Below are 25,835 nucleotides of genomic sequence, written 5' to 3'. Positions count from 1 at the left end.
GCCCCCCCCCCCCCCCCGCCGGGGGGCCCGCCGCGCGCCGGGGCGCCCCGCCGCCGGTGATCCGGCCCCTGCCGTCCCACCCTCGGCAGGGTCCGCGCCCCGGTCCCCTCGCACACCGCCGAGCCGCCCGACGAACCCCGCGCACAGGCCACGCCCACCACGCTCCTTGGAGATCCGTTGCGCAAGCCCCTGCGTCACCTCGCCACCGGGACCGGCACCCTCCTCGGCGCCGCCGCGCTCGTCGCCGCGACCGCCGGCGCGGCCCTCGCCTCCGCCACCGTCACCGCCGGGGGCTCCCCCTACACCGGCGCCGTCCGGGCCACGAACCTCGGCGGAGTCACTTACTCCATCGGGTCCTCTTACGGAGTCCTCATCGCCACCTGCACGGGCAACCAGATCGACGCCACGACGACCGGCTCCGGCGCGGCTTCCACGATCACGGGCGTGTCCTTCAGCGGTTGCAGCCTCAATCGAGGAGGCACCGTCACCATCACCGCCCATGGCCTGCCCTACGCCGGGGGCGCGGTGGCCTATGCGCCGGTGCCGGGAGGACAGGACGGAACATTCTCCTTCTCCGCCCCCAACCGCTCGTTCGATGTCGAGCTGGACGCTTACGTGGCGCAGTGGAACAACGCCCATGTGAACTGCCACTACTCGGTGAGCTCGACTCCGTTCGCCATCGGCCTCTTCAACGCGGGCAACGCCGCGCGTCCGGTCCTCGCCAACGCCCACAGCCAGGCCGTCCTCAACCACCAGACGCTCTCGTCGATCAGCTCCGCCCCGCTGTGCGCGACGGCGGCGTCCTGGAGCGGCACGTACCAGCTGCTGACGCAGCCGGGCGGTGCCGACGTGAGCGTCGGCCCCTGATCCTTTCCGTCCCACCCCGGGCGGCGGAGGTCCGCCGCCCCACCCCTCATGGAGACACCTTGCGAAAGTCCCTTCGGCGCCGGCTCTCCGCCGGCGCCGCGGCGCTGGCGATGAGCGGCGGCGCGGTCGCCGGCGTGGCCGCCGCGCCCGCCGCGAGCGCCGACACGCTGCCGTCCTTCAGCTTCGCCGCCTGCCCCAAGCTGCCCGCGGGCGCCGACCCGGTGTTCTGGCAGTGCAACGTCGCCGTCACCTACGGCGGCACCTTCCAGCTCGGCAAGCTCAACCAGACGATCAGCTCGCCCATCACCCTGACCTACGCCAACGGGTTCAACCCCGACACCGGTGAGGAGGGCTGGCTGTTCGGCGGCTTCAGCGCGAGCAAGATGCTGGTCCAGAAGGGCATCTTCGGCGACCCGTTCGTCACCGCCATCTACGCCCAGCCCCAGTACGCGGGCGGCTTCGGCCTGGCCGACAGCAAGGTCCAGCTCAACCTGAAGGTCCAGGTGCAGAACCCGCTGCTCGGCGGCAACTGCTACATCGGGTCCAACAGCAACCCGATCAAGCTGAACCTGCAGATCCCGGCGACCACCCCGCCGCCCCCGAACAAGCCGATCGAGGGCTCGCCGCCCGTCGTCGTCCAGGAGGACCCGCCGGTCCTCGGCGCGACGCTGGTCGACAACTCCTTCGCCGTGCCGGGCGCCAAGGGCTGCGGCGCCGGGCTCGGCGTGACCGACGCCCTGGTGAACCTGTACGCGGGCCTGCCGTCCGCGGCCGGGCACAACACCGCGATCTTCAAGCAGTACGTGTCCTTCAAGACCTACGACCAGCTCGGCTAACACCTCGTCCGGCGCCGACCGCGGCGCCGGTGGCCCGCGCCGCCCGTCCCTCCCGCTGCCGCGGGCGGCGCGGACCGTACCCCCCCCATGGAGATCAGATGAGAGCACTCCCCCTCCGCCGCACGGCGGCGGTGGCCGCCGGGGCCGCGCTGGCCGCGTCGGCCATGACGGCGTTCACCGGCCCTGCCCGCGCCGACGACGACCCGCCGGTGCCGGCCGAGGTGAACGACTTCAGCGACTGCCCGGCGGCCAGCGACCTGCCCGTCTGGTCCGCCGACGAGGCGAGCTCGTGGATCTGCACGGTGGCCGTCGTGGTCGCCGGACGGCTCAAGCTCGGCAAGATCGACCAGGAGATCACCTCTCCTATCAAGATCACGTACGCGATCGGCGACAACTTCATCACCGGTGAGGAGCGGGTCGTCCAGGGACCGCTCAGGAGCACGCCGTTGCGCGTTCCGGGCGGTGTGCTGGGCATTCCGGGCACCGACTTCATCCCGCTGCTGCAGATCAGCGCCCAGCCCGAGCTCACCGCGCCGCTGCAGTTCAACCCCGGCGACCCGACCGACCGGGCGGCGGTGACCATGAAGCTGCGCGTCAAGGTGCTCAACCCGCTCCTCGGCGACAGCTGCTACATCGGCAGCGCCCAGAAGCCGGTGGCGTTGCGGCTCGGCTACACGCCGACCAACCCGCCGCCCCCGAACACGCCGATCGAGGGCATCGGTCCCCACCCGCTGGACGCCGACCCGAGCGTTCTCGACACCACCATGGTGGACAACGAGTTCGCCGTGCCCCAGTCCAGCGGCTGCGGCATCGGCGGCATCCTCAACGGCATCGCCGACTGGCGTGCGGGGCTGCCCTCCCCCGCGGGGAACAACACCGCCGTCCTGCGCCAGTACGCCAAGTACCAGGACTACACCTTCCTGGCCGCCAAGTCGGCGAAGTTCAAGCTGAAGAGCACCGCCAAGGTGGCGCCCGCCGCGACCGCCGCCACCAAGGCGCTCCGGTACCCGAACCCCTTCGCCAAGAAGTAGGGACGCGGGGCACACCCCCACGAGGGGACTCAGAGCACGCGGAGGGCGGCCCGCCGACCGGCGGGCCGCCCTCCGCGTGCGCGCGTTCAGCGGGCGTCGCGGGCGACCTTGAGCGCCCAGCCGATCATGGGGGCCTGGAGCGGCAGCCGGCCGTAGGCGGCGGCGCGCAGCGGCAGCGCCCGGTCCCGCCAGTCCCGCGCCATCTTGATGTTCGCCGGGTAGACCGCGACCATGAGGCCCGCCGTGGCGAGCGCGCCCTTGCGGCGGGTGGCGGGGAGGGCGACGGCGGCGGCGCAGGCGAGCTCGGCGACGCCGCTCAGGTAGGTCCAGGTGCGCGGGCTGCCGGGCAGCGCGCGCGGGATGAGCGCGTCGAACGGGCGGGGCGCGACCATGTGCAGGGCGCCCATGGCGCCCATCGCGGCGGCGAGCCGGGTGGCGGCGCGGGAAGAGGCGGTCATGCCGCCCACCCTCTCATGTCGGATCCGGCGTCCAATAGACGGGCGTGAGGGACGTCACCGGCGGGACGGGCCGGGGGCGCCCCGCCACAGGGCTAGATTTGTACTGACCGGTCAGTACAAAGCCCGCCGGAGGTCGCCATCCCGCACGCCACCGAGCCGGACGGGACCCCGCCGACCGGTCCCGAGAGCCCGGGGGCGGGCGGCGCGACCGGGGGGACCGTGCCGCCCGCCGCCGGTCCCGATGCCCGCGGGCTCGCCGTCGAAACCGCCGGCCTGTCGCTGCGCGGCCCGCGCGGCTGGGTCTACCGGGACGCCCGCCTCGCCGTCCCCGCGAACGCGCTCGCCGCCCTCGCCGGTCCCGCCGGGTCCGGGCGGACCTCCCTCCTGCTCACCCTCGGCGGCCGGATGCGCCCGACCGAGGGCACCGCGACCGTCGGCGACCGCACCCTGCCCGCGCAGGCGCGCGCCGTGCGGCGGCTCACCGCCCTCGGCGCGGTCGCGGGCGTCAACGACCTGGAGCCCGCGCTGACCGTCGGCGAGCACGTCGGCGAGGCCCTCGCCCTGCACGAGGGCGTCCTCGGCCGGTGGCGGAACCGCCGGGCCCGCGTCCGGGACGCCCTGGACCGCGCGGGCCTGGACGCCGACCCGAGGACCCGCGCCGGGGACCTCGCCCCCGACGAGGCCCAGCTCCTCGGCGCCGCGCTCGCCCTGATCGGCCGCCCCGGCGTGCTGCTCCTGGACGACGTGGACGCCGGCCTCCCCTTCGACCTGCAGGAACGCCTCTGGGAGCGGCTGCGCGCGATCGCCGCGAGCGGCGTCACCGTCATCGCCTCCTGCCACGACCCGGCGCCCGCCGGAGACCTCGCGCGCATCGCGCGGCTCCCCGGCCCGCACCCGGAGAGGACCCCCCGTTGAGACTCCCCGCCCTGTCCGCCGGCGGGCTGGAGCTGCGCCGGTTCACCCGCCACCGGCTGACCCGCGTCGCGCTCGTCGCCCTCGTGTTCCTGCCGCTGCTCTACAGCGGCCTCTACCTCGCCTCGTTCTGGGACCCCTACGGCCGCCTCGGCCACGTCCCCGTCGCCCTGGTGAACGAGGACCGGCCCGCGACCGCCGGCGGCAAGGAGGTCCACGCCGGGCGCGACCTCGCCGACGAGCTGGAGCGGCGCGAGGTGTTCGGCTGGAAGCGCGTGGACGAGGCCGCCGCCGAGCGCGGCGTCCGCGAGGGCCGCTACTACATGGTCCTGACGATCCCCCGGGACTTCTCCGCCGCCATCGCCTCCCCGTCCGGCGCGGGCGCGCCGACCGCCGCCCGGCTGCGGCTCCGCCTGGACGACTCCAACAACTACGTGATCGGGACGCTCGCCCAGTCGGTGTTCAAGGAGATCAGCGCGGCGGCGGGCGGCGACGCCGTCCGCGGCTACTTCGACTCCATCTTCGTGTCGTTCGGGCAGCTCCACGGCAAGCTCGACGAGGCAGCGCAGGGCGCGGGCGAGCTCGCCGACGGATCCGGGCAGGCGGAGGACGGCGCCGGACGGCTCGCCGGGGGCCTCGACCGAGCGCGCGCGGGCAGCGCGCAGGTCACCGGCGGCCTCGGCACGCTCCAGGAGAAGACCGACGAGCTGGACGCGGGCGGCAAGCGCCTCGCCGCCGGCGTCCAGCGGCTCACCACCGTCGTGGACGGCACCGCCGACCAGGTCGTCCCGCTGCTGCGCCGGTACGCGCCGGACGTCCGCGACGCCGCGCTGCTCGTCGCGCGGGCCGCAGACGGCCTCGCCGACGGCGCGGACGGCCTGCCCGCGCGGACGCGCGCCGCCGTCCAGCGCGCCGAGCAGGCGCGGCTGCGGCTCAAGGCGGAGCTGGCGCTGAACCCGGCCGTCCCGCAGGCGGTCAAGGACGAGCTGGACCGGTCGGCGGCGCAGGTCGTCGCCGTCGCGAAGCAGGTCGACGGCTACGTCCGGGACCACGCCGGCGACCTGACGCGGCTCGCGGCCGACGCCCGCGCCGTCGAGAAGGCCGCGAAGCGGATCGCGGCCGAGGCGCCCGGCCTCGCCGGGAGGATCGAGAAGGCGCGCGGGCAGGTGGACGAGCTGAACGCCGGCGCCCGGCGGCTGTCGGGCGGCATCGGGCTGCTGTCGGCCGGGACCGGGCGGCTCGCGGACGGATCCGCGCGGGTCACCAGCGGTCTCGGGACGCTGTCGGAGGGCGCGGTGACGCTCCGCACCGCGCTGCTGCAGATCAGCGAGGGCAGCGGCGAGCTGGCGTCCGGGCTGCGCGACGGCGCCGGGCGGGTCCCCGACTACTCCGAGGACGAGCGCGCGCAGCGGGCGGACGTCATGTCGGCGCCGGTGAGGCTGGACGGCTCGGTCGCCAACAAGGCGCCCAACTACGGCACGGGGTTCGCGCCGTTCTTCGTCCCGCTGTCCCTCTGGGTCGGCGCGATGATCGTCTACATGCTGCTGCGGCCGCTGAACCCGCGCGCCGTCGCCGCGAACGCGCCCGGCCTCCGGGTCGCGCTCGCGGGCTGGCTGCCCGCCGCCGCGATCGGCGCCGCGCAGGTCGGCGCCGTCCTCGCCGTGCTGCACTTCGGGCTCGGGCTGCAAGCGCGGCACTGGCCGGGGCTCGTCGCGTTCCTGATGCTCGCCGCCGCCGCCGACATGGCGGTCGTCCAGTGGGTGAACGCGCGGTTCGGGCCGGCCGGCCGGATCGTCGCGCTCGCGCTGCTGATGCTCCAGCTCACCTCGGCCGCCGGCACCTACCCGATCGAGACGAGCCCGGCGTTCTTCGGCGCGATCCGCCCGTACCTGCCGATGTCGTGGGTGGTGGACGGCGCGCGGCGGCTGATCAGCGGCGGCGACCTCGCGCCCGTGTGGCAGGGTGGTGCCGTGCTGGCGCTGTTCCTCGCGGGCGGCCTCGCGCTGACCTCGCTCGCGGTGCGGCGCGCCCGGACGTGGACGGTGGAGCGCCTGCACCCCGTCCTGAGACTCTGAGGAGCCGTGCGACCGTGACCCGCAGCGCCACCCGGGAGCGGCTGTTCGCCGCCGCGATCGAGCTGATCGCCGAGAGCGGCCTCGCCGCGACCACGGTGGACCAGATCGCCGCGCGGGCCGGCGTCGCCAAGGGCACCGTCTACTACAACTTCGGCAGCAAGGCCGAGCTGTTCTCCGCGCTGCTGGAGTTCGGCGTCGAGCGCCTCGCCGCCACCCTGCGCGACGCCGTCGCCGGGCGGCCCCCGCTGGAGGCGCTGGAGGCCGCCGTCGCCGCCGAGCTGGCGTTCATCGGGGAGCACGAGCCGTTCGCCCGGCTGCTCATCGCCGAGACCTGGCGGTCGGGCGGCGACTGGCAGCGCGCCGCCCGCCTCATCCGCGAGCGCGCCGTCGAGGTCCTGGCGGGCGCGCTCCGCGACGCGGTGGCGGCGGGCGTCCTCCGCCGCGACCTGGACGTGGCGACGGCGGCGTCCGCGGTGTTCGGGATGGTCCTGACGGTCGCGCTCGACTGGCGCGCGCTGCAGCCGGAGCGGCCGGTGGACGACGTCCGCGCCACCCTCATGGACCTGCTGCGCGGCCGCCTCGTCCCCTAGGGCAGGTCGCGGACCTGCTCGATGACGCCGGGCATCCGCGCGTTGCTGGCCCGCATCCACTCCAGCAGGAGGCGCAGCCGGTCGTCGTCGTAGTCGGCGACGAGGCCGGCGAAGGACCGGGCGATCGGCTCGAAGTAGTCGCTGAACCGGGCGACGGCCTCGGGCACGAGCTCGATGATGACGCGGCGCCGGTCGTCCGGGTCGCGGGACCGCCGCACGTAGCCGGCCTTCTCCAGCCGGTCGACGACGGCGGTGATCGCGCCGCCGGTGGTGATGCCCATGAGCTGGGCGAGCCGCCCCGGCGTCTGCGGGCCGTCCAGGGTGAGCGCGTTGATGCACTGCGCGTCGGTGACGTTGAGGCCCGCCTTGGTGGCGGTCGCGTGGTGCAGCAGGACGGTGAACATCGTGCCGCGCTGCGCGGCCGCCCGCAGCTCCTCGATGATCTGCGCGCGCTCGCCGGTCACGGTCCGCCTCTCCGGGGTGTCTCTAATCGAGAGAAACCCTACCCCGGGGCGTCCCGCCGTGGCCAACGCGGCCCCCCGGTCAGGGCGCGCCGGCGTCCGGGTCGTCGTCCACGTAGGCGACGATGTCGACCCGGGCGCCGTCGGGCGTCGGGGTGTCCATGCCGTCCATCGCGCCGATCTCCCGGTCGTCGACATAGATCTCCGACAGGGTGAGCGGGCCGCGCTCCTCCACGAGCCGCTTCTCCAGCCCCGGGTACCGGCCGAACAGCTCGGACACGACCCCGTTGACGGTGTCGGCCTTCACCTTCACCGTGGCCTGCTTGTCGGCGTACCGCCGCAGCGACGGCGGAATGCTGACGACGACGCTCATGACCGATCCCCCGCCCCGGCGGCCCCCCGGCCGCCCAGTCGGAAACTCCCATACCCGCCTCTGCCTGCACAAATGCGTGACGGCGGGTTCCGCCGGGGCCACGGCGGGCGGGCGCCGGGTGGCCTAGCATGGCGGCCCGGGAGCAACGAGGGGACGGCGATCTTGTCCGAAGCGCGCGATTGGCAGCAGCTCTCGACGTATCTCACCGGCGTCGACCTGGACATGTACCTGGAGATCCCCGAAGACCTCTCCCGCCGGATCGAGATCAAGGACGGGCTCGTCACCGTCTGCGAGTCCCCGTCGCCCAACCACAACGCGATCGCCCGGAACCTCCAAGCGGCCTTGCTTCGCGGCATAGCCGCGCGCCGCGATGGTTCGCCTTGCCTGCGGGTCAACGGCGATGTGGACATGCTCGTCTCCGAAGTCCCCTTCCATTTCAAGCGGCCGGATGTCATCGTCTACCGCCGCATCGACACGGCCCGTCCCCGCTGGCGCAAGAAACCGCTGGTAGCCGACACCCTTCTGGTGGTCGAGGTGGTCTCCCCGAGCACCATCACCGCCGACACGATGGACAAAAGGGTCGAATATGCACGCTTTGGCATCCCGCACTACTGGATCGTCCGGATGGCGGAGCACAACGGCCCCGTGGCGTCCATCGAGATGCTCCAGCTCGGTTCCGACGGCACCTATTCGATACAGCAGACCGCGCAGCGCTCCCTCGCGACAGATGTCGCGATCAGCATGCTCGACCCTTTCACGGCGACCGTCACCTGGACCGAACTCGACCTCGGCGTGGACTGATCCGCGCGATCAGACGGCGTTGGTGGCGATCTCCTTGGCCCAGCGGTAGTCGGCCTTGCCGGCCGGGGAGCGCTTCATCTCCGGGACGAACGCGTAGGCGCGCGGGACCTTGTAGCCCGACAGCTCCTTGCGGCAGTGCGCGTCCAGGTCGGCCGGGTCGGGCGTGACGCCCTCGGCCGGCTGGACGACGGCGGCGACGCGGCTGCCCCAGCGCTCGTCCGGCAGGCCGGTGACGACGGCGTCGTAGACGTCGGGGTGGCCCTTCAGGACCGCCTCGACCTCCTCGGGGAACACCTTCTCGCCGCCGGTGTTGATGGCCTGCGAGCCGCGCCCGAACACCGCGATCGACCCGTCGGCCTCGACCGTGGCGATGTCGCCGGTGAGCAGCCAGCGGCGGCCGTCCACCTCGGGGAAGGTGCGGGCCGACTTCTCCGGGTCGTTGTAGTAGCCGCTCGCGATGTGGCCGCTCCGCGCGACCTGCCCGATGACGCCCGAGCCCGGCTCGACCGGGCGGAGGGCGTCGTCGAGGACGGTGACGTCGGCGACGTCCGGCGCGAACCGCAGGCCCTTCTCCGGCGCCGAGCCCGAGACGGCCTCGGCCGTCGAGCCCGACTCGGTGGACCCGAACCGGTCCAGCACCATCGCGTTCGGCAGCAGCTCCTGGATGCGCTCGCGGACCGTCCCGGTGAAGATCGCGCCGGTGGAGACGTAGGCGAACAGCGAGGAGGTGTCGTAGCCGCCCTTCGCCAGCTCCTCGGCCATCGGGATGGCCATCGCGTCGCCGGTGATGGTGAGCGAGTTGACCTTCTCGCGCTCGATCGTCCGCCACACCTCGGCGGCGTCGAAGCGGCGCGCGTAGACGACGGTCGCGCCCATCCACCAGGCGATGAACGTCGCCATCTGCGCGGCGCCGTGCATGAGCGGCGCCACCGGCATCATGATGATCGGCCCGTTGGTGCGGGCCTGCTCCACGACGTCCTCCGGCTTGGCCGGGCGCGGGAACGTGGGGTTCCAGAACGCCAGCAGCATCTGCTCGGACTCCCACATCACCCCCTTCGGCATGCCGGTCGTGCCGCCGGTGTAGATGATGTAGCGGTCCGTCGCCGAGCGCGGCCCGAAGTCGCGGACGTCCGAGCCGCCCGCGACCGCGTCCTCGTAGCGGACCGCGCCGTCGATCGCCGGCGTCCCGCCGACCGCGATGAAGTGCCGCACCTTCGGCGTCTCGGGCAGGACCGCCGCGACGCGCTCCTCGAACTCGGTGTCGTAGACGAGCGCGACGCTGTCGGAGTCGGTGTACAGGTAGCGCAGCTCGGCCTCGACGTACCGGTAGTTCACGTTGATCGGAACGGCCCGGATCTTCAGCGCGGCGAGGAGCGTCGCGGCGTACTCGATGCCGTTGTAGAGCTGCACCGCGACGTGCTGCCCGGCCTCGACGCCCGCGCCCGCCAGGTGGTGCGCGAGCCGCGTCGCGTGCGCGTCGAGCTCGGCGTAGGTGAGGCGGACGTCGCCGCACACCAGGGCCGTGCGGTCCCCGATCGCGTCGGCGACGCCCTCGAACAGGTCGGCGTAGTTGAACTCCATCCGGGCCTCCGGGGGGTGGGGAGGGGGTTGCGGCGGGGGGGTACGGCTTCTCGCTGCCGACGATCCACATGGCGAAGAACTGGGCTCCGCCGCCGTAGGCGTGCCCGAGGGCGCGCCGGGCGCCGTCCACCTGGTGCCCGCCCGCCATGCCGCGGACCTGCAGCGCCGCCTCGGCGAAGCGGATCATGCCGGAGGCGCCGATGGGGTTGGACGACAGCACGCCGCCCGAGGCGTTCCAGGGGATGTCGCCGTCCAGGGCGGTCGCGCCGGACTCGGTGAGCTTCCAGCCCTCGCCCTCGCCGCAGAACCCCAGGTTCTCCAGCCACATCGGCTCGTACCAGGAGAACGGGACGTACACCTCCGCGACGTCGATCTCGCGGCGCGGGTCGGCGATGCCGGCCTGCCGGTACACGTCGGCGGCGCAGTCCTTGCCGCCCTGCGGGCTGACGGTGTCGCGGCCCGCGAAGAAGATCGGCTCGGAGCGCATGGCGGTGCCGTGCACCCACGCCGGCTTGTTCGGCGCCTTGCGGGCGGCGTCCTCGGACGCCAGCACCATCGCGCACGCGCCGTCCGACGACGGGCAGGTCTCCAGGTAGCGGATCGGCTCCCACAGCATCGGCGTGGACTCGACCATCTCCCGCGAGATGCCGGGGATCTTCAGGTGCGCGACGGGGTTCTTCAGCGCGTTCTGCCGGTCCTTGACCGCGACGAGCGTGCCGATGTGGTCGGGCGCGCCCGACCGGCGCATGTAGGCGCGGATGTGCGGCGCGAAGTAGCCGCCCGCGCCGACCACCAGCGACGTCGTGAACGGCGTGTTCACCGTCAGCGCCCAGGTGGCGTTGGACTCCGACTGCTTCTCCCACGCCACCGTGAGGACGCGGTCGTGCACGCCGCTCTGCACGAGGCTCGCCGCGACGATCGCGGTGGAGCCGCCCACCGACCCGGCGGTGTGCACCCGCATGATCGGCTTGCCGGCGGCGCCGAGCGCGTCGGCCAGGTAGGACTCCGGCATCATCACGCCCTCGAACAGGTCGGGGGCCTTGCCGATGACGACGGCGTCGATGTCGTTCCAGGTCAGCCCGGCGTCGTCGAGGGCCTTGACGGCCGCCTCGCGCAGCAGCCCGGCCATCGACACGTCCAGCCGCTTGGTCTTGTACGCGGTCTGACCCACGCCGATGACGGCGCACGGGTTACCCATTGCTGTCTCCCGAGAGGACGCAGACGAGGTTCTGCTGGAGGCACGGCCCGGACGCGGCGTGGCCGAGCGTCCGGTTCGCGGTGCCGTCGTGGATGCGGGCCGCCGCCTCGCCGATGCGGATGAGGCCGGTCGCCATCACCGGGTCGGCGGCGAGCGGGCCGCCGGAGGGGTTGACGGCCACCTCCTCGCCGAGGCCGAGCGCCTCCCGCAGGATGAGCTCCTCGTGGCTGTAGCGGGCGTGCAGCTCGGCGACCTCGATGCCGGACGCGCCGCTCTTCTCGCCCGCGAGGCGGGCGGCGTTCGACACCGACAGGTCGCGGACGCCCGGCGAGTGCGCCTCGGCGCGGTGGTCGATGCCGCGGATCCAGGCGGGCCGCTCGCACAGGTCGCGGGCGGCGTCGCCGGCGGCGAGGACGATCGCGGCGGCGCCGTCGGTGACGGGCGCGACGTCGTGCGCGCGGAGCGGCGCGACGCCGTAGGGGGCGTCGGCGGCCGGGTCGTCGAGGTCCAGCGCGAACCGGTTCTCCCGGCCCGCCGCGCGGGACCGGGCGGCGACGGCGCGCAGGTCGTCCTCCTTGGCGCCCGACCGCTCCAGGTAGGCGCGCGCCTGGAGGGCGGCGAGCGAGTCGGCGTCCACGCCGAGCGGCGCCAGGTAGTAGGGGTCGAGGAGCTGGGTGAACACCGCCGGGTAGTCGCCCTGCGAGGTCTTGCCGAACCCGTAGACGAGCGCGGTGTCGATCGCGCCGATCCGCAGCTTCACCCACGCCTCGTACAGCGCCCAGGCGGCGTCCATCTCGACGTGGCTCTCGGAGATCGGCGGCCAGGCGCCGATCGCGTCGAGCGCCGACACGAACGAGAACGGCGCGCCGACGAGGTAGTCGTTGGAGCCCGAGCAGGTGAAGTCGAACCGGTTCCGGCCGGTCCGCTCCTTGATCTCGGTGATGACCGGCGCCAGCAGCTCGGTCTCGGACGCTCCGGTGTCCTCGCCGGTGTGCTCGGTCTGCACGAACGCGACGACAGCGATTTCCCTGCTCATTTGTTCGCTCCGCTCACTGCGCGCGTCCGCTTTACGCGGCGGCTTCCCTCGTCACTCTGGTCGCTTCGCTCCCGGCGTTCCTCAGTCCAGCCGCCGCGCGGCCGCGCGCTCATAGATAGTCCTTGATCGCGTCGAAGGGGACGTCGGGCTCGTCGAGCGGCTCGAACCACCGGATGTTGGCCATCGTGCGGCCCCACTCCTCGCGGGGCTTCCAGGCGGCCTTCACCCGCATGCCCATGCGGACCTGGTCGGCGGGGATGCCGGCGACGAGGGTGAGCATCGTCAGGTCGGCGCCGTCCAGCAGGATGTAGGCCGACACGAACGGCACCTCGGGGGCGCGCGGGTCGGGCAGGTTGTTCACCGCGAACGTGGTGACGGTGCCGGTGTGCGGCAGCTCGACCTCCTCGCTCGTCGGGACGCCGTCGCGGGGGCACAAACCCTTCATCGGGACGATGACCTGCTCGCAGACCGGGCAGCGGTGGCCGATGATGCGGCCCTCGGAGATGCCCTCCAGGAACCGGTCCAGGGCGCGGCCGCCCTTCAGCCGGTACGCCAGCCGCGTCGGCGCGGTGATCATCGTGACCTCGGGGCGGAACGCCGCGATGTCGTTGATGTCGCCGACGCGGTCGTCCTTCCACTGGGCGCGGACCCGCATGCCGGTCCTCAGGTGCTTGGGCGCCGCCGCGCCCGGTTCGAGGACGCCGGCGTCCAGCGCGTGCAGGATCGCGGTGTCGGCGCCGTCGGGGCGGATCAGCGCCCAGGCGAACGGCCGGTCGAGGGGGTGCTCGGCGCGCGGGTGCGCGACCCACGACCAGGTGGTGACGGTCCCGACGGGGCCGACCGGGACGAACTCCCCGGTGACGGCGTCGCCGGTGTCGGGGTCGTACTCCAGCGGCGGGAACAGCACCCGGCCGGCGCGCGTGCGGACGCCGACGAGGTTGCCGTCGCGCAGCTCGGACAGGAACCGGCCGATGACCGGCCCGACCGAGCGCGTGTAGCCGCCGGGGAACTCCAGGATGTGGTTCGGGGCTTGCGAGGTCGCCTCAGATGGCACTGTCGCGGTCCTTCCAGTACGGGTCGCGCAGCTTCCGCTTGAGGAGCTTGCCGTTCGGCTCGCGCGGCATCGTCTCGATGAAGTCGACGGTCTTCGGCCACTTCATCCGGGCGAGCCGGCCCTCCAGCGACGCCAGGATCTCGGCGGCGAGCTCGGGGCCGGGCGCGACGCCCTCGGCGGGCTCCACGACGGCCTTGATCTGCTCGCCCCACTCGTCGTCGGGGATGCCGAAGACCGCGACGTCGGCGACCTTGGGATGCAGGGTGATCTCGTTCTCGATCTCGGCCGGGTAGATGTTGGCCCCGCCCGAGATGATCATGTCGGCCTTGCGGTCGGACAGGAACAGGAACCCGTCCTCGGTGAGGTAGCCGATGTCGCCGACGGTGAAGAAGCCCTTCAGCCGGTTCTTCTCGGTCTTCTCCTTGTCGCCCTTGTACTCGAAGTCGCCGCTCGCCATCTTCATGTAGATGGTCCCGGGCGCCCCGGCGGGCACCTCGTCGCCGTCGTCGTCGACGATCAGCAGCTCGGCGATCGGCCAGGCGTTGCCGACGGTGCCGGGGTGGGCGCGCCAGTCCTGCGGGCTGGCGATGGTGCCGCCGCCCTCGGTGGCCGCGTAGTACTCCCAGATGCAGTCGCCCCACCAGTCGAGCATCGCCTGCTTGATCGGGACGGGGCAGGGCGCGGCGGCGTGGATGGCCCACTTCATGGACGAGACGTCGTAGCGCTTCTTGACCTCGTCCGGCAGGCCGAGCAGCCGCTTGAAGTGCGTCGGCACCATGTGCGTGTTGGTGATCTTGTACTTCTCGATGAGGCGGAGGGTGTCCTCGGCGTCCCACCGGTCGACGTAGACCAGGGTGTGCCCCATCTGGAGCGCGGTGCCGCCGAACTGGGTGACGGCGGTGTGGTAGTTCGGCGAGGTGATGAGGTGCGCCTGCGGCTCGCCGCCCGCCGGGCGCCCCGGCGCCATCCCGAACATGCCGAGCAGGAACGTCATCATCTCGGCGCTGTCGTCGGGGTCGATGCCGTACAGGGCGCGGCGGACGCCCTTCGGCCGCCCGGTCGTGCCGGAGGTGTAGTGCATGGTGGCGCCGTTGCTGCGGTCGGCCGGCAGCGTGTCCGGCCGCCCGTCCACGAGCTCGGCGTAGGGGCGGAAGCCCGGCACGTCCCCGAAGGCGAAGCGGCGGCGCGGGTCGATCCCGCTCTCCTCGGCGGCGCGGACGCCCTCGGCGGCGTAGCGCTCGTGCACGAAGAACGCCTTGGCCTCGCTGTCGGCCACGATGTAGCCGATCTCCGGGCCGGTCAGGTGCCAGTTGATCGGGGTGTAGTACCAGCCGGCCTGCAGCGCGGCCAGGTACAGCACCAGGCCCTCGACGCCGTTCGGGACGAGCCCGCAGATGCCGTCGTTCTTCTCCAGGCCGAGGTCGCGCAGCCCGTGCACGAGCCGGTTCGCGCGGGCCAGCAGGTCGCCCGCGGTGTACTCGGTCCCGTCCGGGTCGACGGCGGCGACCCACTCCGGGTCCGCCTGCGCCAGCCGCCAGAAGCCCAACGATCCCATCGGATCTCCCTCGCTGATCGGCATGTGGGCACCGCCTCGCGGCGGCACCCGGCGCCCAAAGTAGATCACGTTCTCGTTTTATCGGGCAAGACCTGTCGGGGAAGCATCCACTTCACTAGAATCGGTTCCTGTTTTAGCCCGCGTGAACGGTTCTGAGCTGGAGGAACCCATGGCCGAACGACTGCCGATCAGCACCGAGCACTGCACGGTCGAGCGGGACGGGCACGTGGTCGTCGTCACCATGGACCGCCCCGAGGCCCGCAACGCGCTCAGCTCGGCGATGCTCGTCGGCCTCGCGAGCGCCTGGGCCTACATCTCCGAGACGCCGGAGGTGCGCGTGGGCATCCTGACCGGCGCGCAGGGGACGTTCTGCGCGGGCGCCGACCTCAAGGCGATGGGGCAGCCGCCGTCCGATCCGGCCGTGCGGGAGCGGATGGCGCAGATCCCGAACTTCCACTGGAAGGGCCTGCTGCGCGACGGGCGGCCGACCAAGCCGATCATCGCCGCGATCGAGGGGTACGCCGTGGCCGGCGGCACCGAGCTGCTCGTCGGCACCGACCTGCGCGTCGTCGCCGAGGACGCGACGCTCGGCCTGTACGAGGCCAGGCGCGGCCTGTTCCCGATGGGCGGCTCGGCGATCCGGCTGCCCCGCCAGATCGGCTACGCCGCCGCGATGGACATCCTGCTGACGGCCCGCTCGGTGTCGCCGCGGGAGGCCCTGGACATGGGACTGATCAACAAGGTGGTGCCGTCGGGGACGGCGCTCGCCGCCGCCCGCGAGCTCGCCGACCAGATCGCCGAGTGCGGGCCGCTCGCCGTGCAGGCGATCCTGCGCACCTACCGGGAGACCGCGCACCTGCCGGAGGAGGAGGCACTGAAGATCTCCGACGAGATCGGCTGGCCGGTCATCGGGTCCGAGGACGCCAAGGAGGGCTCGCGCGCCTTCAAGGAGAAGCGGCCCGCCGTCTACCGGGGCGCGTGACCCGCGGCCGTCCGGCGGGCGCGTGAACAGTCGGCCAACCGTTCGCCAACAGGGCTCCTTTCGGCGAAGGGCAGGTTAGCGCGCCGCTAACCTGCCGCCGTGGCCGAAAAGGTGATTCTGCACATCGGGCAGCAGAAATCGGGCACCACCTATCTTCAGGAGGTGCTCGGACACTGCGCGGGCGAGCTCGCCGGGGAGGCCGGGATCTGGTTCCCGCCCTCCCTGCGGGACGTCCTCCCCGACGCGATCGAGAACCACGAGCGCGCCACCTACGGGCTGCTCGGCACCGAGTACCCGTGGGTGACCGCCGCGCAGGCCGCCGGCGAGCAGCGCAAGTGGACGCGGCTCGCCGCGCGGGCCGCGGAGTGGCCCGGCACCGTGCTGGTGTCGGCCGAGGCGCTGTCGGTGGTGCGGGCCGGGGCGGTCCGCGACGTCGTCGCGGCGTTCGCGCCCGCCGAGCCGCACGTCGTCATCACCACGCGCGGCCTCGGCCGGACGCTGCCCTCGCTCTGGCAGCAGCACGTCCGCAACGGGCGCCGCCAGGAGATCGAGCGGTACTTCGAGCAGCTCGCCGGGCAGCGCGACCTCGGCCCCGAGGTCATCGAGCGCGACCGCGAGCAGCACCTGTGGCGCGCGTTCGCGATCGGGCGGCTGGTGCGGCGCTGGGCCGCCGTCGTCGGGCCCGAGCGCGTCACCGTCATCGTCAACCCCGGCTCGCCGCCCGACCGGCTCTGGCGGCTGTTCGCCGAGGCGATCGGCGCGCCGTCCTTCGCCGGGCGGCCGCCGGAGGCGGTGCTGGAGCGCCGCACCCACTCGGGCCTCACGCTGCCCGAGGCGCAGGTCCTCGTCCGGGTGAACGCGCTGCTCGGCAAGGACGGCTGGACCACCTACAGCGCGCGGGCCGTCCGCGAGCGGCTGCTGCTGAACGGCATGCTGGCCCGCACCGAGCGCGGCCCGCGCGTCGGCGTCCCGGCCGCCGCCCGCGCGACGGTGGAGCGCTGGAGCCGCGAGGACGTCGCCGACCTGCTCGCCACCGGCGCCCGCGTCCTCGGCGACCTGGACGACCTGCGCTTCGACGCCGCCCGCGACGTGCACCGGCCCCCGTCGGCCGGCGAGGTCGCCGACGCGGCCGCCGCCGCCGTCATGGCGCTCGCCGACCGGGCCGACTTCCCCCAGCCCCCCGCCCCGACGCGCCGCCGCTTCGGCGCCCGGCGCTGACGTGGCGCGCTCCCCCCGGGCGCGGTCGCGGTGGTGCCTGCCGGCCCTGCTGGTCCTGCTGGCCGGATGCCTGCCGGGCTCGCGGGCGTCCGGCCCGCCCCCGAGCACGGCCGCAGCGAAGGGCCCGAAGCCGAACTTCGTCGTGGTGCTCGCCGACGACCTCGACTCCTCCCTGATGCCGTACCTCCCGCGGGTGAACCGGCTGCTCACCGCGCACGGCACCACCCTGGACCGGTACTACGTGAACCTGTCGTGGTGCTGCCCGTCGCGGGCGACCCTGCTGCTCGGCGAGTACGCGCACAACACCGGGATCTGGAGCAACAACCCGCCGAACGGCGGCTTCGCCGAGTTCCAGAAGCGCGGTGAGGAAGACTCGACGCTCGCGACGTGGCTGGAGTCGGCCGGATACCGGACGGGCCTGTTCGGCAAGTACCTCAACGGCTACCCCGAGCAGGCGCCCGGCACCCCCGCCACCTACGTCCCGCCCGGCTGGAGCACGTGGGTGAGCCCGGTGGCGGGCAGCCCGTTCCAGGGCTTCGACTACACGCTGAACGAGAACGGGCGGCTCGTGCACCGGCCGCCTTCGGCGAAGACCTACTTCACCGACGTCCTGTCGCGGGAGGCGCAGAAGTTCGTCGGCGCCGCCGATGAGCGCCCGTTCTTCGCCTACATCGCGCCGACCGTCCCGCACCCGCCCGCGGTGCCCGCGCCCCGGCACAAGAACCTGTTCCCGGGGTTGAAGGCGCCGCGCGACCCGTCCTACGACCTCGCCGACATGACGGGCAAGCCCGCCGAGCTGCGCCGCCTCCCCCGGCTGACGGCCGCCGACGAGAAGGCCGGCGACGCGCTGTTCCGCCGCCGCGTCCAGTCGATGCAGGCGGTGGACGAGATGGTCGAGGCGCTGGTGAGCACGCTCCGCACGGCCGGGCGCCTGAACGACACCTACCTGGTCTTCACCTCCGACAACGGCTTCCACATCGGCTCCTACCGGCTCGCGCCGGGCAAGAACACCGGCTACGAGAACGACGTCCGGGTGCCGTTCGTGGTGCGCGGCCCCGGCGTCCCGCCCGGCCGCGTCTCGCACGCGCTCACCGGCAACGTCGACGTCGCGCCGACCCTCGCCGACCTCGCCGGGGCCTGGACGCCGCCGCTCGCCGACGGCCGCTCGCTCCGCGCGCTGCTGCACGGCGCCCCCGCCTCCGGGCGCCGCGCCTACCTGCTGGAGCACGGGACGGCGCGCGGCACCCACCCCGCGCCCGCCTACGACGGGCCGGGCGTCCCGCCGCACCCGTACACCCCCGCCACGCGCGACGAGGCGTACCTGCCGGCCTTCGCCGGGTTGCGCACGGAGCGCTACCTCTACCTGGAGTACGTCACCGGCGAGCGGGAGCTGTACGACATGGCCGCCGACCCCTACCAGCTCCGCAACCTGGCGGCCGCCGACCCGGCCGCGTCCCGGCTGTCGGCGCTGCTCGCCGCGCTCCGGGCGTGCGCGGGCGCGGCCTGCCGCCGGGCCGAGTCCGAGGCGCCCTGAAACGACCGGCCCACCCCGGTCGATCACCTAACGTGATCGTTTGATTATCCTGCGCTCATGATCACTATGGCGCCGGTCAGGCGCGCCCTCGCCGTGGCGACCGTTTCCGGGCTCGCCGTCACCTCGCTCGCACCGGTGGCGCTCGCCGCCACGGTGAACGACTTCGCCGCCCTCGCGGCCGCCTTCGCCGACCCGTCCGGGGCGGGCGGAACGGCGTCGCTCGGCGCCGACCTGGACCAGGGCGCGGCCGCGAACCTGACGCTGGCGGCGGGCGCGTCGCTGACGCTGGACCTGAACGGGCACGAGCTGACGACGCGGATGGTCGACCTCGGCGCCGGCTCCACGCTGACCGTGACCGACACCGCCGGCACGCCCGGCCGGCTCGCCGCCACGACCGGCGCCGGCAACGCGACGGAACCGGGCATCCGCACGACCGGCGCCACCCTCGTCGTCGAGGGGAGAGCCGAGGTGGCGGCCGACGCCTCCGGCACCACCTGCTGCGCCGGCATCGGCGGCGGGCCGGGCGACGCGGACGGCGGGACCGTCACCGTCCGCGGCGACGCCTCCGTCACCGCCCGCGGCGGCCAGTTCGGCGCCGGCATCGGCGGCGGCGACGGCGCCCGCGGCGGGCGGGTCACCATCGCCGGCAGGGCCACCGTGCACGCCTACGGCAACGAGGACGGCGGCGGCTCGGGCATCGGCGGCGGCGACTACGCCGACGGCGGCACCGTGACGATCGAGGGCGGCGCCGACGTCACCGCCGCCGGGCTCGGCGCGGGCTCGGGCATCGGCGGCGGCTACTGGGGCGGCAGCGGCGGCGCCCTCGCCGTCGGCGGCGACGCCACCGTGTCCGCCCACGGCACCGACGGCGGCGCCGGCATCGGCGGCGGCACGTTCCCCTGGGCCGAGCCGGAGCGCGGCGGCAGCGCCGGCGGCACCGTCACGATCGGCGGGAGGGCCCGCGTCACCGCGCTCGCCGAGCCGGCCGGCGCCTACGACTCGGGCTCCGGCGTCGGCGGCGGCGCCTACGGCGGCAAGGGCGGCACGCTCACGGTGCGGGAATCGGCGTCCCTGACGGCGCGGGCGACCGGCAACTCCGCCGGGATCGGCGGCGGCCGGGGCGGCGACGGCGGGACGGCGACCTTCACCGGCTCGCCCGCCGTGACCGCCGCGAGCGACGGCGCCGGCGCCGGGATCGGCGGCGGCCAGGCCCGCAACGGCAGCGGCGGCAAGGGCGGCCAGGTGAAGATCGAGGGCGGCACGGTCGTCGCGGGCAACAACCGGAACGCCGGGGACTCCTCGGCGGTCGGGCAGGGCGACGGCGGCACCGGTTTCGGATCGCTCCGCATCGACGCGCCCGGCACCCTCGCCATCCCGCCGGACGCCGTGCTGCGCGTCCTCGACGGCGTCACCGTCCCCTGGGACGGCTACCTGCGGCAGCACGCGGCGGCCCTGCCCTTCACCACGGCGCCCGAAGCGCCGGCGCAGCCGAAGAAGCTGCCCCTGCCCGCCGGGAGCGAGGCCCGCGACGGGTACGACGACGGCTCCGGCCGGTCGGCCCGCGCGGCGCGCCCGTCCCGGCCGCGCGCCGTGGCAGCCGCGCGGCCCGGCGAGGTCGTCAACGACGGCGCGATCCAGCTCCCCACGAGCCACGTCGACTGGGCGAAGCTGAAGGTGCTGCCGCACAACTTCCTCATCACCTTCGACGCCAACGGCGGAACCCCGACCCGCGCCGTCCGGGTGTTCGCCACCTCGTTCCGGGCCGGCGCCCGCACCGTCCCGGCGCACCCGACGTGGAAGGGCCATACCTTCCTCGGCTACAACACCGCGCGCGACGGGAGCGGCGAGGACGTCACCATCGGCCCCGACACCGGGCTGTCGGCCGACCGCACCGTCTACGCCCAGTGGAAGGACGCGCCCGGACGGCTCCAGGTGCGCAAGACCGCGTCGAGGTCCGCCGTCCGCGTCGGCGGGAAGGTCCGCTACACCGTGACGGCCCGCAACGGCGGCGGCAGCACGCTGACCGGCGCCGCGTTCACCGACCACCTCGCGTCGGTGCTCCGCCACGCCCGCCTTTCCGGGGCGGCGCACGCGAGCGCGGGCACCGTCCGGCGCGCCGGGCGGACGCTCGTCTGGACCGGGACGCTGGCGCCCGGCGCCACCGCGACGGTGACGTTCACCGTGGTCGCCGACCACGCCGGGCGGATGGTCAACACCGTCCGCTGGAAGGGCTCGCCCGGCGTCGTCCGGACGCGCACGCTCGTCACGCCCCGGCACGTCAAGTAGACCGCAAAGGTAATAACGGTCGTCCGAAATAGGGTTCCGGGTTATTGCGGAGATCGGGCGGAAACCCTCGCGTGCACGGACGACACTGAGGAGAACCGGACATGGTCTTGCATCTCGGGCGCCGGCAGGGGCGGGGCACGGACGCGCCCGCCGCGCCGGACGCGCCCGCCGCCGACACCCGCGCTCCGGCCGCCCGCGCGGCGTCCGCCGACACCTCCGCCACCGACACCCGCGTCGCGGGCCCGGTCGCGCCGCCGGCGCCCCCGCCGCCGCCCGTCTCGGCGCCGCCCGTCACCGAGCGGGCGGACCGCAAGGACGTCCGGCGCACGTCCAGCCGCCGGTGGCGGCGGCACCGCCGCAACCCGGTCAGCATGCTGATCGGCGCACTCGGCCTCGTCGCCGCGCTGATCCTGGTGCTCGGCATCGCCCTCACCTGGGCGGGCGCCAACCCCGGCAACACGCTGGTGGACGCCGTCCTGGACGCGGGCCGCCGGCTCGCCACGCCGTTCCACGACATGTTCACCCGCAGCGACCCCGACCAGCAGCTCTACATCAACTGGGGCATCGCCGCGGCCGTCTACTACGCGCTCGGCCGCGTGCTGGCCTGGATCACCCGCTTCTGAGGGAGCGGCCGCCCGGCAGGGCGAGGGCCCGCCCGGAGCCGATGCTCCGGGCGGGCCCTCGCCCTGCCGCGGGGGTCAGTCGCCGCCGGTGACGGCGTTCAGCCGCTCGATGGCCTCGACGTACTCCTCGATCAGGTCGTAGACGACCTGCGCGGCCGGCTTCACCTGGTTCATCGACCCGACGATCTGCCCGACCGGGAAGGTGACCAGCTCGCCGTCGCCCGACCGCGCGATGCGCGGCAGCGCGTCGGCGACCAGCATGAACTGCATGGGCATCGGCAGGTAGCCGGGCGACTTCTCGCCCTCCCACGCCTCGGTCCAGGCGGTCTTGAGGAACCGCGCGGGCTTGCCCGTCCAGGCCCGGGACCGGACGGTGTCGCGCGAGGTGGCCTTCAGCAGCTTCGGCAGGGCGCTCTCGGGGGTGTCGGCCTCGTCCACCGTCAGCCAGATCGACCCGGTCCACACGCCGTCGGCGCCGAGCGCGAGGCCCGCCGCGACCTGCCGGCCGCGGCCGATGCCGCCCGCGGCGAGCACGATCGTGTCCGCGCCGACCGCGTCCACCACCTCGGGGATGAGGACCATGGTCGACACGTCGCCGGTGTGGCCGCCCGCCTCGGTGCCCTGCGCGACGATGATGTCGGCGCCGACCTCGACCTGCTTGCGGGCGTGCCGGGCGTTGGAGGCGAGGCCCGCGACCTTCACGCCGTGCTCGTGGGCGAGCTCGACGACGTCGGCCGGGGGCGGCCCGAGGGCGCTCGCCAGCAGCGCGATCGGGTGCCGGAGCGCCACCTCGACCTGCGGCCGCGCCGTCTGGTCGGTCCAGCCGAGCAGCACCCGGCCGGCGCCCTCGGCGGCCGGCTCGACGCCGTGCTCGGCGAGCAGGCCCTCCAGGAACGCGCGGTGCCCCTCGGGGATCATCGACTGGAGGCGGCCGAGCAGCTCCTCGGCGTCGCCCGCGTCCGCCCCCTCGTACTTGGCGGGCATCACGACGTCCACCCCGTAGGGCTTGCCGCCGACGTGCTCGTCGATCCACTTGAGCTCCAGTTCGAGCTCCTCGGGGGTGAAGTACAGGGCGCCGAGGACGCCCATGCCGCCGGCGCGGCTCACCGCGGCGACCACGTCGCGGCAGTGACTGAACGCGAAGATCGGGTACTCGATGCCGAATAGTTCGGTGACTCGTGTCCGCACGCCCCCGAGGCTAGGCGCCCCCGGATGAAACTGCAACAGGTTCTACTTACTTGTTCGCGGCTCGCCTCACCGCACTAGAACCCGTACCACATCAACGCCGGCGGGCCGGCGGAGCCGGGGGCGGCGGGGGCTTCGGCGGGCCGGCCGGGGCCTCGGGCGCCGCGCCGAACTTGCCGTCCGCGCGGCGCGGGGCCGGCGGGGCGCTCGCCGCGCGCCGCGACCCGAGGACGCCGACGCCCGCGCCCGCGAGCAGCAGCAGGACGCCGAGCGCCAGCGAGCCGATCGGGACGCGGGAGCGCACCATCGCGATCTTGAACGCGGAGTCGTTCGCCACGTCGACCAGCTTCTTCTGGTCCGCCGGGATCGTGACCAGGTCGGCGGCGGCCACCGTCATCCGGCCCTGCCCGTCCGGCGTCCGGACGGTGCTGTTGATCTTCTGGTCGTGCTTGACCGGGACGCCGGTCCGCGGGTCCACCCAGACGGTGATCGTGGCGCTGAAGTAGCGGTCCACCGTCTCGGCGTCGCTCTTCTTGCCGAGGCCGAGCAGCTCGCCGGGCACCTTGTAGTCCACCTTGGCGACCTTGGTCTCGGGCACCTGCTGGACGAACCGGTAGGTGGCCAGCCCCTCGACCTTGTCGGTGCCGTCGTACTTCATCGGCAGCGCCTGCTTGGTCGTGGTGTCGTAGAAGGTGTAGTCGCGCTTCCGCACGTCGGCGAGGGGGAACAGCAGCCCGTACCCCGAGAGCTGGATGTCGGAGTCGCCGTCCATGTTGACGCTGCAGCAGTTGACGAGCGCGCCGGTGCGGCGGTCGAAGGCGATCCGGAACTTCTGGATGTCGACCTGCTTGTCGGGCTGCGCCTTGTCGAAGAAGACGGTGGACGCCTCCCACACCGCGATCCTCTGGTTGCCGTTGTTGCCGCGCACGTCGCCGCGGACGGTGTTGTCGGCGACCATCGTGACGCCGGTCCGCGCCTTCAGCGTCGCCTGGTCGAAGTAGGTCGCGTTCTGCGCCTCCAGGTGCGTCTCCTGGTACTGGTCGAGCGGCGCCTGCACGACCTGGCCCGCGACGTAGAAGCGGCACAGCGGGGCGAGGGCGAGGAAGAACGCCCCCAGGCCGATCAGGATCAGGGCGGCCGGTCGCCTCATGTCCACCTCCAGGTCCGCAGAGCACGGGCGATACGGGGGGGTCTGCCCACCGGGGCGCGACAACCCTACACGACCGGTCAGGAAGCGCTTGCCCTGCTTCGTCCGGCCTATCCGCGCTGTTCACGGGGCCGGCCGGCGGTGATCGCGGGTACCCTCGGCGGCACCGTTCCGACCGTCCCGCCCGGAGGCCCCCCTGCGCTGGTCCGCCCTGCTCGGGCTCCTGCTCGGCGCGCTCGCCCTCGGCGCGGGCCTCGCGCCCGGCTACGTGCTGAGCTACGACCTGGTGTTCGTCCCGCACCCGGCGTGGACGGGCGCGATGCTGGGCCTGTCCGGCGGCTTCCCCCGGCAGGTGCCGAGCGACGCGGTCGCGGCGGCCCTCGGGCACCTGCTGCCGGGCGACCTGGTGGAGAAGGCCCTGCTCCTGGCGGTCTTCGCGGTGGCCGCGGCGGGCGCCGCGCGGGCGGTGCCGGGCGACCGGCTCGCGCCGAAGCTGGCCGCGGCCGCCTTCTACTGCTGGAACCCCTTCGTCGCCGAGCGCCTGCTGCTCGGCCAGTGGGCGCTGCTCCTCGGCTACGCGGGGCTGCCCTGGGTGCTGACCGCGCGGACGCCCGCCGGGCTCGCGCGCGCCCTGCTCCCGGCGGCCGTCGGCGGGTTCGCGGCCTGGAACGTCTCGGCGCTGGTCGTTCTCGGAAGGTTCACCGCCCGGCCCCGCCGGATCGCCGCGTCCCTGGCCGTCCTGCTCGGTCTCGCGCTGCCCTGGCTCGTCCCGGCGCTGCTCGCCGCCGGCGGCGGCCGGACCGACCCGGCGGGCGTCGACCTGTTCGCGCCGCGCGCCGACACCCCGTTCGGGACGGTCGGCAGCCTGCTGTCGCTCGGCGGCCTGTGGAACGCCGAGGCCGTCCCGCCCGGCTTCGGGTCCTGGCCCATCGCGGCGGGGCGGCTGCTGCTCTCCCTCGCCGCGATAGCGGCGTTCGCCGTCACGCTGCGCCGGACGCGCGACCCGCTGCTGGCGGCGCTCGCCTGGTCGGCCGGCGCCGGGTTCGCGGTCGCCTGCCTCGCCTCGCTCGGCCCCGGACGGGCGCTGGTGCGCGGCCTGGTCGGGTTCTGGCCCGGGTTCGGGGTGCTGCGCGACGCGCACACCTTCGTCGCGCCGCTCGCCCTGCTCCAGGCCCTCGGCGTCGCGTTCCTGGTGACGCTGGCGGTCCAGCGGGCCCTCGGCGCGCTCGGCGCCGTCCTCGTCGCCGCCCCGGTCGTGCTGCTGCCGACCCTCGCCGGGCAGCTCCGCGCCGTCGACTTCCCCGCCGACTGGACGCGCGCCCAGCAGATGATCAACGCCGATCCGGCCGCCGGGTACGCCCTCGCGCTGCCCTGGGGCGGCTACCGGAACTACGCCTGGAACCACGGCCGGACCGTCCTCGACCCGCTCCCCCGCATGCTGGCGCGCCGCACCGTCTGGAACGACGGCCTGCGCGTCGGGGACCGGGCGCTCGCCGTCGAGGACCCCCTCGCCCGCGACGCCGACGCCCTCCTGCGCGCCCCCGGCCCGCTGACCGGCCCGCTCGCGGCGGCCGGCTACCGGTACGTGGTGCTCGCCAAGGTCGGCGACCCCGGCGAGGCCGCGCTGCGGGCGCGGCTCGCGGGCGCGCGGACCGTCCTGGACGGCCGCGACCTCACCGTCCTCCGCCTCGACGGGCGGGAACCGGCCCCCGCACCGCCCGGTGTTCCGGTGTTGCCTGTCACAACCGGGGATATTCTGGCCCTGTGCCTGGTCCTGTGGTCTTACGGGACATATGCCACTACCCTGGTCGGGACTCCGCGTACCAGCCGGTAGCAAGCCGGGCCGGCGACCAGCCGGTCCGGTAGCCCGTACCTCGCCCGTACCTAGGGAGACCTCCCCCCATGCGCATCCTGATCGCGGTCCTGCTCGGCGTGCTGATCGCGGGGGCGTCGTCCTTCGCCGTCGTCAACGCCGCGAACTCGACGCCCGACCCGCAGGTCAAGCCGCTGTACCACTACGGCACGCGCTGAT

The 25,835-nt window shown here is 74.1% G+C and carries 23 protein-coding genes and 1 pseudogene; 14 read left to right on the top strand and 10 right to left on the bottom strand.

Annotated elements, in window-relative coordinates; all coding sequences use genetic code 11:
• Positions 1–177: 177 nt before the first annotated feature.
• The 3 genes from K1Y72_RS34910 (at position 178) to K1Y72_RS34900 (ending at position 2,734) form a co-directional block, all read left to right on the top strand.
• Complete coding sequence (locus K1Y72_RS34910; RefSeq protein ID WP_220170821.1) at positions 178–867, top strand: hypothetical protein; 690 nt, start codon at positions 178–180, stop codon at positions 865–867.
• Between the two features lie 59 nt (positions 868–926).
• Complete coding sequence (locus K1Y72_RS34905) at positions 927–1,703, top strand: hypothetical protein (protein WP_220170820.1); 777 nt, start codon at positions 927–929, stop codon at positions 1,701–1,703.
• 98 nt (positions 1,704–1,801) lie between these two features.
• Positions 1,802–2,734: a hypothetical protein gene (locus K1Y72_RS34900; RefSeq protein WP_220170819.1), complete on the top strand. Its 933-nt coding sequence runs from the start codon at positions 1,802–1,804 to the stop codon at positions 2,732–2,734.
• Positions 2,735–2,820: 86 nt separating this feature from the next.
• Here K1Y72_RS34900 and K1Y72_RS34895 read toward each other — a convergent pair whose 3' ends face one another.
• Positions 2,821–3,192 carry a DoxX family protein gene (locus tag K1Y72_RS34895; protein WP_220170818.1) on the bottom strand — a complete coding sequence of 124 codons (372 nt, stop codon included), beginning with the start codon at positions 3,190–3,192 and terminating at the stop codon, positions 2,821–2,823.
• 219 nt (positions 3,193–3,411) lie between these two features.
• Between K1Y72_RS34895 and K1Y72_RS34890 the strand changes: the two genes are divergently transcribed.
• The 3 genes from K1Y72_RS34890 to K1Y72_RS34880 are packed head-to-tail and all read left to right on the top strand — an operon-like array spanning position 3,412 to position 6,769.
• A complete protein-coding gene (locus K1Y72_RS34890) occupies positions 3,412–4,107 on the top strand; it encodes an ATP-binding cassette domain-containing protein (protein ID WP_220170817.1) in 696 nt (231 codons plus the stop codon).
• On the top strand, positions 4,104–6,179 hold the full coding sequence (locus tag K1Y72_RS34885) for a YhgE/Pip domain-containing protein (RefSeq protein ID WP_220170816.1): 2,076 nt from the start codon (positions 4,104–4,106) through the stop codon (positions 6,177–6,179). The genes K1Y72_RS34890 and K1Y72_RS34885 overlap by 4 nt, the downstream gene beginning before the upstream one ends.
• 14 nt (positions 6,180–6,193) lie before the next feature.
• Positions 6,194–6,769, top strand: a complete 576-nt coding sequence (locus K1Y72_RS34880) for a TetR/AcrR family transcriptional regulator (protein ID WP_220170815.1) — start codon at positions 6,194–6,196, stop codon at positions 6,767–6,769.
• Here the strand turns inward: K1Y72_RS34880 and K1Y72_RS34875 are convergent.
• A complete protein-coding gene (locus K1Y72_RS34875) occupies positions 6,766–7,233 on the bottom strand; it encodes a MarR family winged helix-turn-helix transcriptional regulator (protein ID WP_220170814.1) in 468 nt (155 codons plus the stop codon). The genes K1Y72_RS34880 and K1Y72_RS34875 overlap by 4 nt on opposite strands.
• Positions 7,234–7,312: 79 nt before the next feature.
• Positions 7,313–7,603, bottom strand: a complete 291-nt coding sequence (locus K1Y72_RS34870; protein WP_220170813.1) for a ubiquitin family protein — start codon at positions 7,601–7,603, stop codon at positions 7,313–7,315.
• 162 nt (positions 7,604–7,765) lie between these two features.
• Between K1Y72_RS34870 and K1Y72_RS34865 the strand changes: the two genes are divergently transcribed.
• The gene (locus K1Y72_RS34865; protein WP_220170812.1) at positions 7,766–8,404 is read left to right on the top strand and encodes a Uma2 family endonuclease; all 639 of its coding nucleotides are present in this window, start codon (positions 7,766–7,768) and stop codon (positions 8,402–8,404) included.
• 9 nt (positions 8,405–8,413) lie between these two features.
• Here K1Y72_RS34865 and K1Y72_RS34860 read toward each other — a convergent pair whose 3' ends face one another.
• The 5 genes and pseudogenes from K1Y72_RS34860 to K1Y72_RS34840 form a co-directional block, all read right to left on the bottom strand.
• Positions 8,414–9,985, bottom strand: coding sequence for an acyl-CoA synthetase (locus K1Y72_RS34860; protein ID WP_220170811.1), 1,572 nt, complete (start codon positions 9,983–9,985; stop codon positions 8,414–8,416).
• 43 nt (positions 9,986–10,028) lie between these two features.
• Positions 10,029–11,183: pseudogene (locus K1Y72_RS34855) on the bottom strand (thiolase family protein); the annotation flags it as partial.
• Positions 11,176–12,219, bottom strand: coding sequence for a thiolase family protein (locus K1Y72_RS34850; RefSeq protein WP_220170810.1), 1,044 nt, complete (start codon positions 12,217–12,219; stop codon positions 11,176–11,178). The gene K1Y72_RS34850 and the pseudogene K1Y72_RS34855, both read right to left, overlap by 8 nt.
• 109 nt (positions 12,220–12,328) lie before the next feature.
• Positions 12,329–13,273 (bottom strand): Zn-ribbon domain-containing OB-fold protein, encoded by a 945-nt coding sequence (locus K1Y72_RS34845; RefSeq protein ID WP_220170809.1) that lies wholly within the window; start codon positions 13,271–13,273, stop codon positions 12,329–12,331.
• Positions 13,263–14,828: an acyl-CoA synthetase gene (locus K1Y72_RS34840; protein ID WP_220170808.1), complete on the bottom strand. Its 1,566-nt coding sequence runs from the start codon at positions 14,826–14,828 to the stop codon at positions 13,263–13,265. The genes K1Y72_RS34845 and K1Y72_RS34840 overlap by 11 nt, the downstream gene beginning before the upstream one ends.
• Positions 14,829–14,997: 169 nt before the next feature.
• Between K1Y72_RS34840 and K1Y72_RS34835 the strand changes: the two genes are divergently transcribed.
• From K1Y72_RS34835 to K1Y72_RS34815, 5 genes are all read left to right on the top strand, one after another.
• The gene (locus K1Y72_RS34835; RefSeq protein WP_220170807.1) at positions 14,998–15,810 is read left to right on the top strand and encodes a crotonase/enoyl-CoA hydratase family protein; all 813 of its coding nucleotides are present in this window, start codon (positions 14,998–15,000) and stop codon (positions 15,808–15,810) included.
• A gap of 99 nt (positions 15,811–15,909) precedes the next feature.
• The gene (locus K1Y72_RS34830; protein ID WP_220170806.1) at positions 15,910–17,028 is read left to right on the top strand and encodes a hypothetical protein; all 1,119 of its coding nucleotides are present in this window, start codon (positions 15,910–15,912) and stop codon (positions 17,026–17,028) included.
• A gap of 1 nt (position 17,029) precedes the next feature.
• Complete coding sequence (locus K1Y72_RS34825) at positions 17,030–18,562, top strand: sulfatase family protein (RefSeq protein WP_308287377.1); 1,533 nt, start codon at positions 17,030–17,032, stop codon at positions 18,560–18,562.
• Positions 18,563–18,619: 57 nt separating this feature from the next.
• A complete protein-coding gene (locus K1Y72_RS34820) occupies positions 18,620–20,848 on the top strand; it encodes a DUF7927 domain-containing protein (RefSeq protein ID WP_220170805.1) in 2,229 nt (742 codons plus the stop codon).
• A 101-nt stretch (positions 20,849–20,949) separates the two neighbouring features.
• On the top strand, positions 20,950–21,471 hold the full coding sequence (locus tag K1Y72_RS34815) for a hypothetical protein (protein WP_220170804.1): 522 nt from the start codon (positions 20,950–20,952) through the stop codon (positions 21,469–21,471).
• A 75-nt stretch (positions 21,472–21,546) separates the two neighbouring features.
• On the opposite strand, the gene K1Y72_RS34810 is transcribed toward K1Y72_RS34815, so the two are convergent.
• Complete coding sequence (locus K1Y72_RS34810) at positions 21,547–22,659, bottom strand: NAD(P)H-dependent flavin oxidoreductase (protein WP_220170803.1); 1,113 nt, start codon at positions 22,657–22,659, stop codon at positions 21,547–21,549.
• Between the two features lie 91 nt (positions 22,660–22,750).
• Complete coding sequence (gene pgfA, locus K1Y72_RS34805; RefSeq protein ID WP_220170802.1) at positions 22,751–23,806, bottom strand: cell envelope lipid trafficking protein PgfA; 1,056 nt, start codon at positions 23,804–23,806, stop codon at positions 22,751–22,753.
• Between the two features lie 193 nt (positions 23,807–23,999).
• Here pgfA and K1Y72_RS34800 point away from each other — a divergent pair, with 193 nt between their 5' ends.
• Both K1Y72_RS34800 and K1Y72_RS36905 read left to right on the top strand, forming a co-directional pair.
• Positions 24,000–25,637, top strand: coding sequence for an MmpA family trehalose lipid delivery protein (locus K1Y72_RS34800; RefSeq protein WP_504739495.1), 1,638 nt, complete (start codon positions 24,000–24,002; stop codon positions 25,635–25,637).
• 68 nt (positions 25,638–25,705) lie between these two features.
• On the top strand, positions 25,706–25,834 hold the full coding sequence (locus K1Y72_RS36905; protein WP_258574540.1) for a hypothetical protein: 129 nt from the start codon (positions 25,706–25,708) through the stop codon (positions 25,832–25,834).
• Position 25,835: the final 1 nt, after the last annotated feature.

The sequence above is a fragment of the Actinomadura parmotrematis genome, assembly GCF_019458805.1.
In the GTDB taxonomy this organism is placed as follows: Bacteria; Actinomycetota; Actinomycetes; order Streptosporangiales; family Streptosporangiaceae; genus Spirillospora; species Spirillospora parmotrematis.
This window is presented reverse-complemented; position numbering and strand designations above follow the sequence as displayed.